Annotated in this window: 15 protein-coding genes; 6 read left to right on the top strand and 9 right to left on the bottom strand. The window is 29.5% G+C overall.

Going from position 1 to position 15,836, the window contains the following annotated elements; translation table 11 throughout:
* The first annotated feature begins 2 nt into the window (after positions 1-2).
* From rnc to pyk, 3 genes are all read left to right on the top strand, one after another.
* Positions 3-743, top strand: a complete 741-nt coding sequence (gene rnc, locus BX611_RS05415) for a ribonuclease III (RefSeq protein ID WP_115878842.1) — start codon at positions 3-5, stop codon at positions 741-743.
* 87 nt (positions 744-830) lie between these two features.
* Positions 831-1,286: an IPExxxVDY family protein gene (locus BX611_RS05410; RefSeq protein ID WP_115878840.1), complete on the top strand. Its 456-nt coding sequence runs from the start codon at positions 831-833 to the stop codon at positions 1,284-1,286.
* A gap of 2 nt (positions 1,287-1,288) precedes the next feature.
* Positions 1,289-2,722, top strand: coding sequence for a pyruvate kinase (gene pyk / locus BX611_RS05405; RefSeq protein WP_115878838.1), 1,434 nt, complete (start codon positions 1,289-1,291; stop codon positions 2,720-2,722).
* A gap of 54 nt (positions 2,723-2,776) precedes the next feature.
* Here pyk and BX611_RS05400 read toward each other — a convergent pair whose 3' ends face one another.
* The 4 genes from BX611_RS05400 to BX611_RS05385 all read right to left on the bottom strand — a co-directional run bounded on the left by BX611_RS05400 (position 2,777) and on the right by BX611_RS05385 (position 7,409).
* Entirely contained in the window at positions 2,777-3,889 is a 1,113-nt protein-coding gene (locus BX611_RS05400) for a DUF2891 domain-containing protein (RefSeq protein ID WP_115878836.1), read from the bottom strand.
* Between the two features lies 1 nt (position 3,890).
* Positions 3,891-6,206, bottom strand: coding sequence for a M28 family peptidase (locus BX611_RS05395; protein ID WP_115878834.1), 2,316 nt, complete (start codon positions 6,204-6,206; stop codon positions 3,891-3,893).
* A gap of 239 nt (positions 6,207-6,445) precedes the next feature.
* Complete coding sequence (locus tag BX611_RS05390) at positions 6,446-6,793, bottom strand: hypothetical protein (protein WP_115878832.1); 348 nt, start codon at positions 6,791-6,793, stop codon at positions 6,446-6,448.
* Between the two features lie 55 nt (positions 6,794-6,848).
* Positions 6,849-7,409, bottom strand: a complete 561-nt coding sequence (locus BX611_RS05385) for an HNH endonuclease family protein (protein ID WP_115879003.1) — start codon at positions 7,407-7,409, stop codon at positions 6,849-6,851.
* Positions 7,410-7,584: 175 nt separating this feature from the next.
* Between BX611_RS05385 and BX611_RS05380 the strand changes: the two genes are divergently transcribed.
* Positions 7,585-7,920 (top strand): single-stranded DNA-binding protein, encoded by a 336-nt coding sequence (locus BX611_RS05380; RefSeq protein ID WP_115878830.1) that lies wholly within the window; start codon positions 7,585-7,587, stop codon positions 7,918-7,920.
* A gap of 66 nt (positions 7,921-7,986) precedes the next feature.
* On the opposite strand, the gene BX611_RS05375 is transcribed toward BX611_RS05380, so the two are convergent.
* Positions 7,987-8,790, bottom strand: coding sequence for a Cof-type HAD-IIB family hydrolase (locus BX611_RS05375; protein WP_115878828.1), 804 nt, complete (start codon positions 8,788-8,790; stop codon positions 7,987-7,989).
* 167 nt (positions 8,791-8,957) lie between these two features.
* On the opposite strand from BX611_RS05375, the gene BX611_RS05370 reads away from it, so the two are divergent.
* Positions 8,958-10,238 carry a DEAD/DEAH box helicase gene (locus BX611_RS05370; protein WP_115878826.1) on the top strand — a complete coding sequence of 427 codons (1,281 nt, stop codon included), beginning with the start codon at positions 8,958-8,960 and terminating at the stop codon, positions 10,236-10,238.
* A 97-nt stretch (positions 10,239-10,335) separates the two neighbouring features.
* Here the strand turns inward: BX611_RS05370 and uxuA are convergent, their stop codons facing one another.
* The 3 genes from uxuA to BX611_RS15235 all read right to left on the bottom strand — a co-directional run bounded on the left by uxuA (position 10,336) and on the right by BX611_RS15235 (position 12,299).
* Complete coding sequence (gene uxuA, locus BX611_RS05365) at positions 10,336-11,511, bottom strand: mannonate dehydratase (protein ID WP_162880026.1); 1,176 nt, start codon at positions 11,509-11,511, stop codon at positions 10,336-10,338.
* Between the two features lie 61 nt (positions 11,512-11,572).
* On the bottom strand, positions 11,573-11,863 hold the full coding sequence (locus BX611_RS15240) for a hypothetical protein (protein WP_262510534.1): 291 nt from the start codon (positions 11,861-11,863) through the stop codon (positions 11,573-11,575).
* 100 nt (positions 11,864-11,963) lie between these two features.
* Complete coding sequence (locus tag BX611_RS15235) at positions 11,964-12,299, bottom strand: hypothetical protein (protein WP_317047876.1); 336 nt, start codon at positions 12,297-12,299, stop codon at positions 11,964-11,966.
* A 161-nt stretch (positions 12,300-12,460) separates the two neighbouring features.
* Here BX611_RS15235 and BX611_RS05355 point away from each other — a divergent pair, with 161 nt between their 5' ends.
* Entirely contained in the window at positions 12,461-14,725 is a 2,265-nt protein-coding gene (locus BX611_RS05355) for a glycoside hydrolase family 3 C-terminal domain-containing protein (protein ID WP_115878824.1), read from the top strand.
* Here BX611_RS05355 and BX611_RS05350 read toward each other — a convergent pair whose 3' ends face one another.
* Positions 14,726-15,772, bottom strand: coding sequence for a LacI family DNA-binding transcriptional regulator (locus tag BX611_RS05350; protein WP_115878822.1), 1,047 nt, complete (start codon positions 15,770-15,772; stop codon positions 14,726-14,728).
* Positions 15,773-15,836 lie beyond the last annotated feature (64 nt).

The following is a 15,836-nucleotide window of genomic DNA, read 5'->3' as shown; positions in this document are numbered from 1 at the left end:
GAATGAACTTCATTCGAAAAATTATAGAAACTCGTTCAAAAAAAGACGAGATCTTTTATGGGGATATTAAAAAAATAATTGGTTTTAGCCCCAAAAATTTACAATTTTATAAAAAGGCTTTTATTCACCGTTCTGTAAAAGAAGTTGACGAAATTACTGGTCTTCAATTAAATTATGAACGCTTAGAATTTTTAGGCGATGCCATGTTAAGCGCTGTGATTGCCTCTTATTTATTTAAAGAAGTACCATCAGGAGATGAAGGTTATTTAACCCAAATGCGTTCTAAAATTGTTAGTAGAGAACATTTAAACGAACTTGGAAAGGACTTAGATTTATTTAGATTTGTACGTAGCAACGTACTTAAATCTAAATTTGGAGAAAATATACATGGTAATATTTTTGAAGCCTTAATTGGAGCAATATACTTAGACAAAGGTTACGGGTATTGTAAAAAATTTATTTTTAAGAGAGTTATCATTCCCTATGTTGATGTTCCTAAATTGGAAGGAAAAATAACAAGCTATAAAAGTTTATTTATAGAATGGTGCCAAAAAGTTAAAAAAGATTTTGAATTTGAAGTTTATGATGATACGGGAAATGATACCGTTAAACACTTTAGTGTAAAATTGTTTTTAGATGGTAAAATAATTTCAAAAGGCAGAGCAACATCAAAGAAAAAAGCTGAAGAAACCGCAGCTAAAAGAGCTTATTATGCATTTCAAAATGAAATTTCCAATTTATAATAACAGGTTTCGAATACGATTTCGTAAAATAATTAGTTACTGTAACTAAACAATAGTATTTTTACAAACTTAATTTTCATTCTTTATATGCAACTATTAACGTTTGATTTAGAAGATGATTATTTATTAATTGGAATTCATTCAACTGAAGAAGATTATAGATTGGCATATTTAATTAACAAGCATTTAAACACGAACTTTGTACGTTGTAAACAAAGTTTAGATTTTAAAGATTCCAATATTGAATTCCCCTTATTTGAATATAAAAATGAAAAAACATACATAAACTATTATTTAATTAATAATAAACATTTACACGTTGTAAATGAAAAATTTGATAATGGTTTATTTGGAGGTGATTACAGCACAACTTCTTATTTATTACCCGAAAAAAAGAAGGTTGATTATCTATTAAAAGTTGAAGGCTGTAATGAAAATTTTATTGTAAATTTAGTTGAAAATTTAAATAAAATAAATAAAATAATAACCTCATACCCAATAGAGACTAACACATTAAAATCAAAAAATAATCTAATTTTTTAACAATGGCAAAAAATAGAAAACGCACCAAAATTGTAGCTACATTAGGTCCCGCATGTGGAACTAAAGAAATAATAGAAAGCATGATGGAATCTGGTGTAAATGTATTCAGAATAAATTTTTCACACGCTGATTATCCTGATGTTGAAGAAAGAGTTAAAATAATACGAGAAATTAATGAACGTAGAAATTTTCATGTAGCAGTTTTAGCTGATTTACAAGGTCCAAAATTACGCGTAGGTGTTATGCAAGATGGTGTTAAGTTAAATATTAATGATACTTTTACATTTACTACTGAAAAATGTGAAGGCACCAATAAAAAAGCTTACATGACTTACCAAAATTTCCCTAAAGATGTTCAAGTTGGAGAACATATTTTAGTTGATGATGGAAAGTTATTATTTGAAGTAACTGCAACTGATAGAGAAACAGAAGTTACAACCAAAGTATTAAGAGGTGGAAAGTTGAGTTCTAAAAAAGGAGTTAATTTACCTAACACAAAAATATCGTTACCTGCACTTACAGAAAAAGATAAAAAGGATGTATTATTTGCAATTAGTTTAGATGTAGATTGGATTGCTTTATCTTTTGTAAGAACACCTGAAGATTTAATTCAACTTCAAGATATAATAAAAAAACATTCTAGTTATAAAATACCAATTATAGCTAAAATTGAAAAACCAGAAGCAGTTGCCAATATTGATAGATTAACACCACATTGTGATGCTTTAATGGTTGCACGTGGAGATTTAGGCGTTGAAGTTCCAATGGAAAAAGTACCATTAATTCAAAAACGTTTGGTTTTAAAAGCGAAAAAAGCCCATATTCCAGTAATTATTGCTACTCAAATGATGGAAACCATGATTACCAATCAAGTACCAACAAGAGCGGAAGTAAATGATGTAGCAAACTCAATTATGGATGGTGCCGATGCCGTAATGTTATCTGGAGAAACATCTGTTGGAGAATTTCCATTAGAAGTAATTAAACAAATGCGAAAAATAATTGAAAGTGTTGAAAATTCACCATTAATTTCAATGCCGGAAAAATATATTCAATGTATTAATGATCGTTTTATTTCAAAAACCATATGTCATCAAGCTGCTTTAATGGCAAATTCAATTAATGCTGAAGTAATTACAACATTAACAGACTCTGGTTTTACCGCATTTCATATATCGTCATGGAGGCCAACATCTAATATTTTAGTTTTTTCATCAAATAAAAGAATTTTAGCTATGCTAAATTTATTATGGGGTGTTAAAGGGGTTTATTACGATCGTTTTGTAAGTACCGATCAAACTATTGAAGATATTAATAATTTGGCAGCAGAGCGAGGTTATTTACACGAAGGAGATTACGCTATTAATATTACTTCTATGCCTGTTAAGGAAAGAGGTATGGCAAATACAATGCGTATTACAGAATATAAAAAATAATCATTAAAAGGTTTCTTATAATTACTAAGATAATTATTCTTTAGTATTTATAATTTAGTTACTTTTTAACGTTGCATATAATGCAAATGAAGCTAACCAATGGGCTCCGGCATATTCACCGGAGTCCATTTTTTGATAACTATAATTAAAGTGCTTATCGGCAAGATTTAGCATTTTTTTATTGTTTAATGCATTCCCTATTTCATACAAACACCAAGCTCGGCTAAAATTTAAGCCATCTAAATGTGCTAATTTCCCATCGGAGCGGTCTGTTACTTCTGCAACTTCTAAATAAGCTGCCGGATTTTTTCTGAAATCAGGTAAAAACGCATCCAACCATATTATAAATTCTTCTTTTGGCAATACTTTTAACATTAAACTTGCTTCTTGTAAACAAGGTGATAAAAAGTCGAATCCACCTGGTTCCCATGTAATAGGACAGCCTTTGTCATTTAAATAATATTCTTTTGCCTTTTCAATAATTATTGCCTCTAATTTTGGTGAATATTTTTTTGCATAATCTAGTGCGAAAGACATTCCAAAAGCAGTATTTGGGTGCTCTCCCACCCTAATTGGATAGTTTAATTTTGGTAAAAAATCCATATATTTTTCTTCAATTAAAGTTACTAAAGGCTGTAAATTTTCATTTAATTGTTTTGCTTCAACAACATCCCAATCTTGCAGAGTTTCAGAAACTTTTAGTAACCAAGCCCAGCCATAAGTGCGTTCAAATGTACTATTATGCACATCATTAAAATAAGATATTTCTTTTAAAATATTTTCTTTAGTAATGCTTTTTTGAAGTTTTAACATTATGGAATCTCTTTGTTCAAATGTTGGTAATTCCTTTATAATATTTAACAAGGTCCAATGTCCGTGCACTGAAGAATGCCAATCAAAACAACCATAAAATGCCGGATGCAATTCAGAAGGTTCTTTTAAATAGGTACTATCTCCTAAAACCTGCCCCAATTTATTTGGGTATTCCTGATCTATACAATTAAACGCAAAATGATATAAATATGAAGCGCTTTTTTCATTTAATTCAGGTGCTGGATAATTGATATCATCACTGGTTTTAACAGCCGAATCTTCATTAGTTTTTTCTATTTTTTTACATGAAAATACATAAAAAAACAATATTGAAATTAGGAATGCTTTCTTCATTTTAAAATTTTAAATTGGTTTTTATTACGGTTGCATCGTTTAATACAAATGGCATTGGTATCATAGATTCAGTACGAGGCTGAATTTTAATTTGTGAATTTGAAAATAAATCGAATTTAGATTCTAAAATATCAATATCGAACTTTTGATCCATATCAACAACAAATTCTAAATTAATCAGTTCATTTTCACTAGTTATAAAATAACTTAAAACAGTGCCTTTTTCCACTTCAAAAACAAACGTATTGTTTACATCTTTCTTTTTTAAATTTTCTCCATTTATTGAAAACTGCTTAAATTTTATTGGTGATTTTGATAATAATTCTACTTTATTTGCATTTCTATTTGAGGCTATTTGTAATTTTATTTCTCTATTTAAATTTATAACAGTATCAGAAACAACCGAAATTGAAGGTTTTGCAATTTCTAAAACAGCTGTTTTTTTATGTAACTTAATTTTTGTTTTGTATTTACTTGCAGTAGTATTGGAATCATAACTTCCTGTTGTAGGGTTGTCACCCAAAAATTGTTGTGTAAAATCATCAATTTTTGAATTGTAACTTGCCCAATAAGCCTCATTTAAATTTGTGTCAAACACATATATAATACTGTTTGGTTCTTTTCTTTCATCACTATAGGAGGCATTAATTGATGCAGAAATTAAAGCCATTGCTCCAACCAACAAAAATATATTTGCAAGTTTTTTAGAACTGCTATATTGTTGAAAAACAGGAACTAAAAATCCAAATAATAATACTGTAAAAACTGTACTTATTACCAACATTTTTAAACCCAAACCAACTGGAAACATTTTAACTAACGGTACAAATACAATTAAAACTGGAATAGCAAATAAAGTAAACAACACTATTGTATTTTCTTTTGAATTTGAAAAAATTAAAATTGAAAGTATCGTTAATAAGATAACTACGGGTAGTATAAAAAATGATGCTCCTGGCAAATAAAATGCAATTGCGCCATTAATTAAAATCCATAAAAAAAGTGGTGCAATTAATAAATCCTGAACACTTCTTTTTTTAAAAAACCCTTTGTAAAACCAAAAACAAATTGCTAAGGTAAATGCTACAAATACAGCAATATAATAATAGCCATTATAGGTAAAACCGTGTAAAATATCGTTGTATTTCGGGTGTATTTTTAATAGTAATTTCCAGCCATAAAAAGCTAGTATTCCTGAAATTATTAATGACAATACAAAAGGAATAAACCCTTTTAAAATTCCTATAACGGTAAGTTTCTTTTTGAAGAATCCAACAAAAAATAAGATTAAAAATAAGGCAGTACAAAAAATAATTATTGGAAGTACCCAAGAAAATGGGTAAAAAATTAGTCCGAAATAAGGGAAGTTAAAAAACACATAATCAGTAGTTGCTTTTAAGTTATTTAAATTACTGTCTGCAAAATAATCTAACAATGTTATTAAATAAGACGCCTGGTGGTTTAACGACTTTAAATCTATACGTTCAAAAGAGTCCTGTTCAGTATGGTAATCAAAATGGTCTCCAATAAACGCAAAATTAAAACCATCTATATTAGCATCTTCTCTAAATACTGTTAAATCAGTATCGTTTGGCAACATTTTATAAATGCTATACATTAAAGAATTTCCAACAGGAAAAGGTGTTTCAGCATTTTGAAAAGCTTCAATTAAGTTTTTATTACCACCGTTGGTTTCTAACAACATATAACTTGGACCACCACTGCCTCTGGCTTCAAAATTTAATACCAACCCAATTTCTTTTGCCCAAGGATGATGATTAACAAATGCATTTGCACCTAATAACCCTAATTCTTCAGCATCAGATATACAAATTATAATATCGTTTTTCGGTTGCTTATTTTTAGCTAAAAAAGCTCTTATACTTTCTAAAATAACAACAACTCCACTTCCTGCATCACTTGCACCTAAAGAAGAATGCGGATTAGAATCGTAATGAGACAATAATAACAGTGCTTTCCCATTTTCAGACCCTTTTATACGCGCTAAAATATTTCGATTATTTGTGGCTGCTCTCCATTTTTTATTAACCGCTACCTGTTCTTGAATTTCAACCTGAAGTCCAATTTTTTCAAACTCATTAACTAAATAATCTCTCACAACTTTATGCTCTGGTGAACCTGTAAAATGAGGTTTTTTAGTAATTTTCTTTAAATGAACCAATGCGTTTTCAGTAGAAAACGCTGTTTCATTTGTAGCTTTATAGCTTTTTGAAGGCGTTAAAGAATAAAAACTATAATAAATAGCTGCTACTATAATTAGTATAGAAACAACTTGGGTGTATTTTTTTATAATCATACTTTAATTTATAATAATCTTTGTGTTTTAACTTTTTAAATTCAATACAACATCTACTTTTGTTCGAGTGACTTTTAATTAAAATTGTATCGAGAACTAATATCTTCAATAAATTTACTATTCTCAATACTAATTTCAACCCCAAAAAGGGTAAAATTCACTCGAATAGACGAAATTTTATAAAAAAGCACAACGGGTTAATAATATTCTAAATTTATTTTAAGTTAACGATTAAAATCTCACTCCTTTTTAATCAGTAAATAAAAGTCGTTATCCAATGCTAAATATCCTTGATTGTAAATATAATAATAGGTATTACCCGTTTTTGTTTTGTAAATTGATGTAAAATAATTGAAATCAAAATTCCCGTCTAACAGTTTTGTACGAGTAACTTTGGTTTTGCCTGTAGTATTTAAATCGCTTAGTAATCTGTGGTTTTTTCGAAGGCGGTTATTAATATTTCTAATTAAATTTTTACTATCCTTATTAATTTTGTTGTTGTATGTATTTCTACAATAATCGGAACAGAATTTTTTATCAATTCGTCCATTAAGTGGTTCCCCACACTCCAAGCAATTTTTTTTCATTTCAATTAATCTTTTTGCAATTAGTTTTAATCAGTAAATATAAAAAATTCATTTTTTATTTATCATCAATTTTTACACTTCCCCAATTTTCACCTGTTTTAATTCTGTACAATTGCATTTCAGAAATACCAAATTGCTTAGCAATCATTTTCATTCTGGTTTTTCTATTTGGGTCAAATATTTTCTTTTTAATTAATTTAACCCTTCCTTCAGAAAGTTTTGAATAGGTTCTTTTTCCAAATCTTTCCAATTTTTTAGGATTTTTTTTGTGATGTAAAAACATTTCTGTTTTATTTACCCACTTTAAATTAGATGCTATATTATTGAGTTTATCAAAATCTAAATGAATTACATATACCTTATCCTCACCTTTTTCACAAAACAATTTTGCAACTGCTCTATGGATGTAATAATATGTAGTAGTTCTTTTTTCTTTTTTTCGAATCCAGAAAGTATCATACCCTCCAACCAGTGAAGTTTTTGAAAGTGCCCATTTTTCAGCATGTTGCTTTTTACGTTGTACTCTTCCGTAATTGGAAATTAGATATACATCTTCATCACTCCAATTTTCTTCTTTAAAAGGCTTCCAAATTTCATTTCTATAATCACGAATCATAATTTCTTTTTTAGGTGAAAACATAAATATACAAAAATAATTACCCGTTTACAAACGACTACAAATATTTACATACGAAAGTAAATATATTGTAACCGAATAAACACTTAAAACCAACCAATATTTGCACTGTTGAATTGACCGAATGATATTCAACTTATAAAAACCTTATCTTATGAATACGTTAAGAAACAAAGTACAATTAATTGGACATTTAGGAAACAAACCAGAGATTATCACTTTAGACAATGGTAAGAAACTTGCTAAATTTTCATTAGCAACAAATGAAACTTATAAAAATGCTTCAGGTGAAAAAGTAACCAATACTGACTGGCATAATCTAATTGCTTGGAACAAAACTGCAGAAATTGCTGAACAATATTTAGAAAAGGGTAGAGAAATTGCTATTGAAGGGAAATTAACAACAAGAAGTTATGATGACAAAGATGGGAATAAACGTTATATAACCGAAGTTGTTATAAACGAGTTGTTACTACTAGGAACCAAATAACAGGGAAATTGCTAATGAAAAAGCTTAGAGGCTATCTTTAAAGTTCAATTTTAAAGATGGCCTTTTTTAAAAATACTCTTTAATTGCCTTGGCTACGCCATCATTTTTATTTGTATCTGTAACCACATCGGCTACTTTTAAAACCTCATAATTTGCATTTCCTACCGCAACACCTAAGCCAACTGCTTTTAACATTTCAATATCATTATAATTGTCTCCAAAAGCTACAACATTTTCCATTGAAAGTGTAGGGTAACAATGCTCCAAAACAACATCAATAGCTGTTTTTTTTGAAATATTTTTGTGAGAAATTTCAATATAAGTTTCTTTAGATCGGTACAACATAATTTCATCAGAAAAACTCTTTTCTAAAAATTTATACAACCTATCTATTTCTTCTTCATTACCCATACACATTATTTTATGCGCACCTTTTCCTTCGTTTTCCCAAGATGTTAAAACTTCCCTATTAGCTTTTATAGTTGGTGTTACTTTAGTATTATTTTCTTCTCGTTTTGCCCAATAATCCATTTCAGGTACATACCATTCATCTGCATGAAATAAACTTAAATGAATAGTTGTATTTGTACATTGATTGATAATTTCTTTTAATACACAATTTTTTATAAATGTAGAATGTAAAATTGTGTTGTTATTTAAAACCAGCCCTCCATTATAGGCAATTAATGGAGTATTTTCATTACCAAATTCTACTTGCAAATGACGTAAAGCACTTGGCATTCTCGACGAAATTAACACGAAAGGAATTGGAGAAACACGTTGTACCTGTTCAATAGTATTTTTAGATAGTTCTCTGTCTTTATTCAACAAAGTACCATCAATATCTGTACAAATTAATTGGTAGCTCATAAACTAATTTATAATTAAGTCAACAAAATTAAGAAATCGGATTGTTAATAAATATCAATAAACCAAGAATCAACGAAATCGATAGATTTAGCATTAAACCGAACTATTTAAAGCCAAAAACGAACATTAAAACTAATAGTGTACCTTTGCCCACTTATTTAAACCATATGACATTTAAAGATTTAGGAATTATTGAGCCAATTTTGTTAGCACTAAAAGAAGAAGGCTATACGCATCCAACACCAATTCAGGAACAAGCAATTCCTATTTTATTAAATAGAAAAGATTTATTGGGTTGTGCACAAACTGGCACTGGTAAAACTGCTGCTTTTACCGTACCTATTTTACAACATCTTTATAACAGTCGACAGGATCATAAAGGGAAGCGAAAAATAAGATCACTTATAGTTACTCCAACAAGAGAGTTAGCCATTCAAATTGATGAAAGTATTTCAATTTATGGTAAACACACAGGAATAAAAAATGTGGTGATTTTTGGAGGTGTTAAACAGGGAGGACAAACAGATGCCTTGAGGCGTGGTACAGATATTTTGGTTGCAACTCCAGGGAGATTGTTAGATTTAATTTCACAAGGATTTATAAGTTTACAAGACATTAAATACTTTGTTTTGGATGAAGCTGATCAAATGTTGGATATGGGTTTTATTCATGATATTAAAAAAATTATTGCAAAATTACCTTTTAAAAGGCAGTCCCTTTTCTTTTCAGCAACAATGCCACCTGCAATTGTTGAATTGTCTGGTAAAATTCTTGGAAACCATGAAAGAGTAACCATAAAACCTAAACAAGCAACTGCAGAAAAAATTGAACAAGCTGTTTATTTTGTAAGTAAACAAAATAAAACCAAATTATTAATACATTTAATTGAAGAAAACCCCAATAATTCTACTTTGGTGTTTTCAAGAACAAAGCACGGAGCAGATAAAATTGTTCGTTTTTTAACAAAAGCGCATATAAAGGCTGCAGCAATTCATGGTAATAAATCACAAGGTGCACGTCAAAGAGCCTTAGGAAACTTTAAAAAAGGTGAGCTAAATATCTTAATTGCAACAGATATTGCTGCAAGAGGTATTGATGTTGAAGAATTGTCACTTGTAATTAATTATGATTTACCTAACATTCCTGAAACTTATGTACATAGAATTGGAAGAACAGGACGTGCAAAAGCAAGTGGAATTGCACTTTCTTTTTGTAATATGGAAGAAAAAGCTTATTTAAAAGATATCCAGAAATTAATAAATCTTCAAATTCCGGTTATTGAAGAACATCCTTTTATTTTAGATAAAAATGAAGAAATACCGTTAGTTGAAAAACCTACCAAAAATCAACGTAAAAAAGCTAAACGTAGAGTTGAGCATAAACCAAAAGAAACTGAGAGTTTAAATAAACCTAAACGTCGTAAATTTTATCCTAAAAGGAATAGGTAATAATTGATATCTATATTGTCAAAATCTTCAAATTAGCTTAAAAATTAGTGAGTGAGGCATTTTATAGACAACTTGAATTTTAAACATTAAATTAGTTTCAGAGATTTTTTAATTTGAAAGCAATCCCTTTTTCCAATCCTCTCAATTCGGCTAAACCTTTTAATCTACCAATTAGGGAATAGCCAGGATATTGTTCTTTTCCTTCTTCTAAAGAATGTAAAAAACCGTGATCCGGCCGCATTGGTAAGCTAATATTTCTTTGATTCATTAAAATAATTAGTTTTTCAACTATGCTTTCCATAGGATTGTCACCATTTAAATGTTCCGATTCTCTAAAAACACTCTCATTTTCTCTTTTAACATTTCTTAAGTGTAAAAAATGAATTCTATCTCCCCATTCATCAATAATCTTTTCCAAATTATTGGTTGGATTGGCACCTAAAGAACCTGTGCAATAGCATAACCCATTGGCATTTATTGGAACTGCATTAAAAATCTTTTTAATATCGTTTTCTGTACAAAGAATTCTTGGCAAACCTAAAACTGAGAAAGGTGGATCATCTGGATGAATTGCTAACTTTACACCCAGTTCTTGTGCAATTGGAGCAACTTCAGATAAAAAATAAATTAAATTAGCTCTTAATTGAGAATCATCAATATTTTTATAATCATCCAAAAGTGATAAGATTTTTTCAGCCGTAAAATCTTCTTTACTACCTGGCAATCCTAATAAAACATTTTTAAATAATTTGTTTTTTTCTGTTTCGGAAAGTTTATTTCCTAAAATCAATGCATCTTCAATTTCCTTTTCAGTAAAATCATTTTTTGCATTTGGTCTATTCAATAAAAACACATCAAAATAAATAAAAGCTTCTTTGTTATAAAGTAATGCTTTAGTACTATCAGGGTTCTCAAATGCATGGTCTGTTCTTACCCAATCTAAAATTGGCATAAAGTTGTATGTTATTACTTTAAGACCACATGTTGAAATATTTTGAATACTAATTTTATAGTTTTCAATATATTTTTTAAAATTTCCAGAGGCTCTTTTTATATCTTCGTGAACGGGTAAACTTTCAATTACAACCCATTCCATTCCAGCATCACGGATAATTTGTTGCCTTTTTTTAATGTCTTCAACTGTCCAAATATCACCAACCGGTATTTGATGCAAAGCAGTTACAATGCCTGTTACTCCACATTGTTTAATATCTTTTAAACTAATTGTATCGTTAGGTCCATACCAACGCATGGTTTGTTGCATTTGTTTCATAATCATACTAAATTAAAATCCAATACTATTTCTGCCAGTAACTATTGCTATTTTATTATTTTTAATTTTCTGGAGCAAAAGGAAATTTTGAGGATTTAAAATATTCTAATGTTTGTGTTGGCATTTTAACTCCTTTTTGATAATTCTTTTTCAAAAAATTGTTGAAAATAAAACAAGTATCTCGCCACCTCTTTGCCTCTTTATATTGAATATATAATAAAATTTTAACCTCGTTATAACGTTGCTCAACCACATAATTTTTCATGTTATTCCAAGTTTTAACCATTGTTTCAACATCATTAACGCCTTCTTGATATTTTAATGCAATTCGATCCCAAAAGGGTATTTCCAACTTTTAATTTATAATCCTATGATAAATGATGAAACCACAGTAAATCTTTTTCCGAACAAGTTGCTAAATTACTAAATAATTCAGCAATTTCTAGTGCGTATTAACTGATTGCACTGCTTGCTGTATTTGTACGATTAAATTCTACCCAATATTTGTCAGCTTTATGATAATACACAGGATTTAATTCGGGTCTTGAAATATTTCCTACCAAAGGCTCACGACCATAATGGTACTCGGTATCCATTATATAATGTAATCCTAACCGAGTCATATAATTTACAACTGCTTTTCTGGAATTGAGTATCACTTCTTTTATAGGCTTAACAAAATTAGCATCGTTTGAAAAAGATGAACGAATCCATTCTTCTGCAATAGTGCTTGCATCTAAATAAGTATCCAAAGCTAAGCCACCAAATTCAAACCAATTTGCCTGCAAAAAAGGATCTTAATATAGAAATTAAATCCTTTTATTATGTTGTTAATTTATATAAAATAAATTAATTTCGCAATCGGTTGCGTTTATTTAAAATTTATAAAACTCCCGTATATTTTTAATTTTTTTAACTTTAGTTTGAGTTAACCAAACAAACATTTTATATGAAAACAATTTCACGAAATCTTTTAAAACTATTAGTAGTCTTTTTATTAATAATTTCATGTAAAAAGAATGACATTAAAAAAGCTGAAAATTTCAATAAATCTTCTAGTCAGCTAACAGATACACTCCCTTTTTTTGATACCTCTCTTTCTATTGATTTAAGAATTCAAGACCTTATTTCCAGACTAACTATTGAAGAAAAAGCAGATCAAATGATGCATAACACTTCAGGAATTGAACGTTTGGGAATTTTACCTTATAGTTATTGGAATGAAGCATTACATGGAGTTGGACGTTCTGCAGCTGCAACGGTTTTTCCACAAGCTATTGGTTTAGGAGCAACCTTTGACTCAGATTTAGCTTATAGAGTTTCTTCTGCAGTTTCAGATGAAGCAAGAGCCATACATAATAGATCAAAAGCGAAAGGTTATAATATTCAGTATAATGGGTTAACTTTTTGGACCCCAAATATCAATATTTTTAGAGATCCAAGATGGGGTAGAGGTCAGGAAACTTATGGAGAGGATCCATATTTAACAAGTATTATAGGAACTTCTTTTGTTAAAGGACTGCAAGGAGATAATCCTAATTATTTAAAAACTGCTGCCTGTGCAAAGCATTATGCTGTGCATAGCGGACCTGAAAAATTACGACATGAATACAATGCAGAAGTTTCACAAAAAGATTTATGGGAAACCTATTTACCAGCTTTTCAAGCATTGGTTGAAGAAGCAAATGTAGAAGCTGTAATGTGCGCGTATAATAGTACCAATGGAGAGCCTTGTTGCGCAAATAAATATTTAATATCAGATGTGCTAATAGGGGAATGGAATTTTAAAGGTCATGTTTTAAGTGATTGTTGGGCAATAGTAGATTTTTATGCAGATAACGGTCATAAAGTGGTGAAAACGGCTGAAGAGGCAGCTGCACTTGCGGTAAAAAGTGGAGTAAGTTTAAATTGTGGTGATTCTTATGGAGCTTTACCACTTGCGGTTGAAAAAGGATTAATTACAGAAAAGGAAATTGATAAGCAACTTGCAATTTTATTAAAAACAAGATTTAAATTAGGATTATTTGATCCATCAGGAACGAATCCTTATGATGCTATTTCTGGAGATATTGTAGATAGTAAAGAGCATAGATTGTTAGCAAAAGAAGTTGCTCAAAAAGGGATTGTATTGTTGAAAAACAATGGTGTTTTACCTTTAAAGAATGACTTACCAAATTATTTTGTTACAGGGCCAAATGCAGCCAGTATAGAAATACTTTTAGGAAATTATTATGGTGTAAACCCAAATATGGTGACTATTTTAGAAGGCATTACTGCCGCAATAAATCCTGCTAGTCAATTACAATTTAGACTTGGGTCTATGCTTAATAAGCCTTCCATAAACCCAATAAACTATGCAACAGGAAATGCTGGAGAATGTGATGTTACTATTGTAGTTTTAGGTGTTTCCAGTCAATTGGAAGGTGAAGAAGGAGATTCAATAGATTCAAATACCGCTGGTGACAGACTAGATTATAATTTACCTCAAAATCAATTAGAATACCTAAAAGATTTAAGAAAAACTGCAGACCAAAATCCTGAAGATAAAAAGCCAATTGTTACAGTAATTACTGGAGGAAGTCCTATAAATTTAGCTGAAGTTGCAGCATTATCAGATGCGGTTTTATTTATTTGGTATCCAGGTGAAGAAGGTGGTACAGCAGTTGCAGATATTATTTTTGGAAATGTTTCTCCTTCGGGAAGATTGCCTATAACATTTCCAAAGTCTTTGGATCAATTACCAGCTTATGATGATTATTCAATGAAAGGGAGAACCTATAAATACATGAATGAAGATCCATTGTACCCTTTTGGATTTGGATTGAGTTACACCACTTTTTCTTATAATGATATAAAAGTTTCATCAACTTCCATTTCAAAAACAGAAAATATTTCTGTAGTAGTTAACGTAGCAAATACAGGGAATGTAAAATCAGATGAAGTTGTCCAAGTATATATTTCAGATTTAGAAGCTTCAGTTACAGTACCTAATTCACAACTTATTAAAACAAAACGAATCAGTTTAGAACCTGGAACTTCTAAAAAAGTAATATTTGAGCTTTCACCAAAAGCTTTTGAAATAGTTGATAATAACGGAAAAAGAATAATTGAACCTGGAAAATTTAAAATATTTATTGGAGGTACAAGCCCAATGAAAAGAAGTTTTGAACTTGGAGCAGCAAAAATGGCAGAGGCTATTATAATGGTAAATTAACTAAGAAATTTTAAAATTAATTTTATTTGAAGATTCTCTTGCTAAAACTTCAGTATTTAAAAATGTAATTTCAGCAATATCATTTTTCTCGGTTGAATCAAAATGTTTTAAAATAATTTTGGCCGAAGTTTTACCCATTTTAATTGCAGGGTTTGTAATTGTTGATAAACTTGGGTCGATAATATGAGAAATTGGATCATTGTTAAAACCAATTATCGCCAAATCTTGAGGAACTTTTATACCTCTTTTTTTTGCAACCTGAATAGCAGCAACACCTGTTGTATCATTTAGGGAGAAAATACCATCGGGTGGGTTTTTTAGATCTAATAAAATATGACTAGCTCGTTTTCCCTCTTCATAAGTAACTTCATTCAAGTATATAATTAATTCTTTATCAATAGGTAAATGATGCTTCTTTAAGGCATGTAAATAACCTCTTTTTCGCTCGCTATATAAATTCCCAAATTCAGAACCAGCATAAAAATGAGCAATTCTTTTACAACCTTTAAAAATAAGGTGTTCAGTTGCTTTAAAACCTGCAGTATAATTATTGATCATTACTTTGTAGGTATTAAAATTTTTAGGAACTCTATCAACAAATACAATTGGTATATTTTTATTTAAAAATTGTTGAAAATGAGAAGTGTTTTGAGTTTGCATGGCTAAAGAGCAAACAACTCCACTTACCCTACTGTTATACAGAGTTTTAGTTTTATTTACTTCTTCTTGATAAGAGTCATGAGACTGTGTAATAATAACATTGTAACCTGCTTTTTGAGCTGTAATTTCAATTCCGCTAATTAATGAAGATATAAATGGTTGTGAAATTGTAGGAACCAAAACTCCGATGGTTTTAGTGTTTTTACTCCTTAAACTTGCAGCCAAAATATTTGGTCGATACCCCATTTCCTGTGCTGTTTTTTTTACCCTACTAATAGTTTTTTCACTAATGCTTTTATGATCTTTTAAAGCCCTAGAAATTGTAGAACTAGAGAGATTTAATTTTTTGGCAATATCATAAATGGTGACGTCTTTATTGTCTTTCATATATAAAATGGAGATTCTTACTCGAATATACAGATTTTATATAAATTTTAGTAGCTATATTTTT

The organism is Lutibacter oceani (genome assembly GCF_003384935.1).
Taxonomy (GTDB): domain Bacteria; phylum Bacteroidota; class Bacteroidia; order Flavobacteriales; family Flavobacteriaceae; genus Lutibacter; species Lutibacter oceani.
The sequence above is the reverse complement of the archived record's forward strand: the minus strand, read 5'-3'. Positions and strand labels throughout refer to the sequence as shown.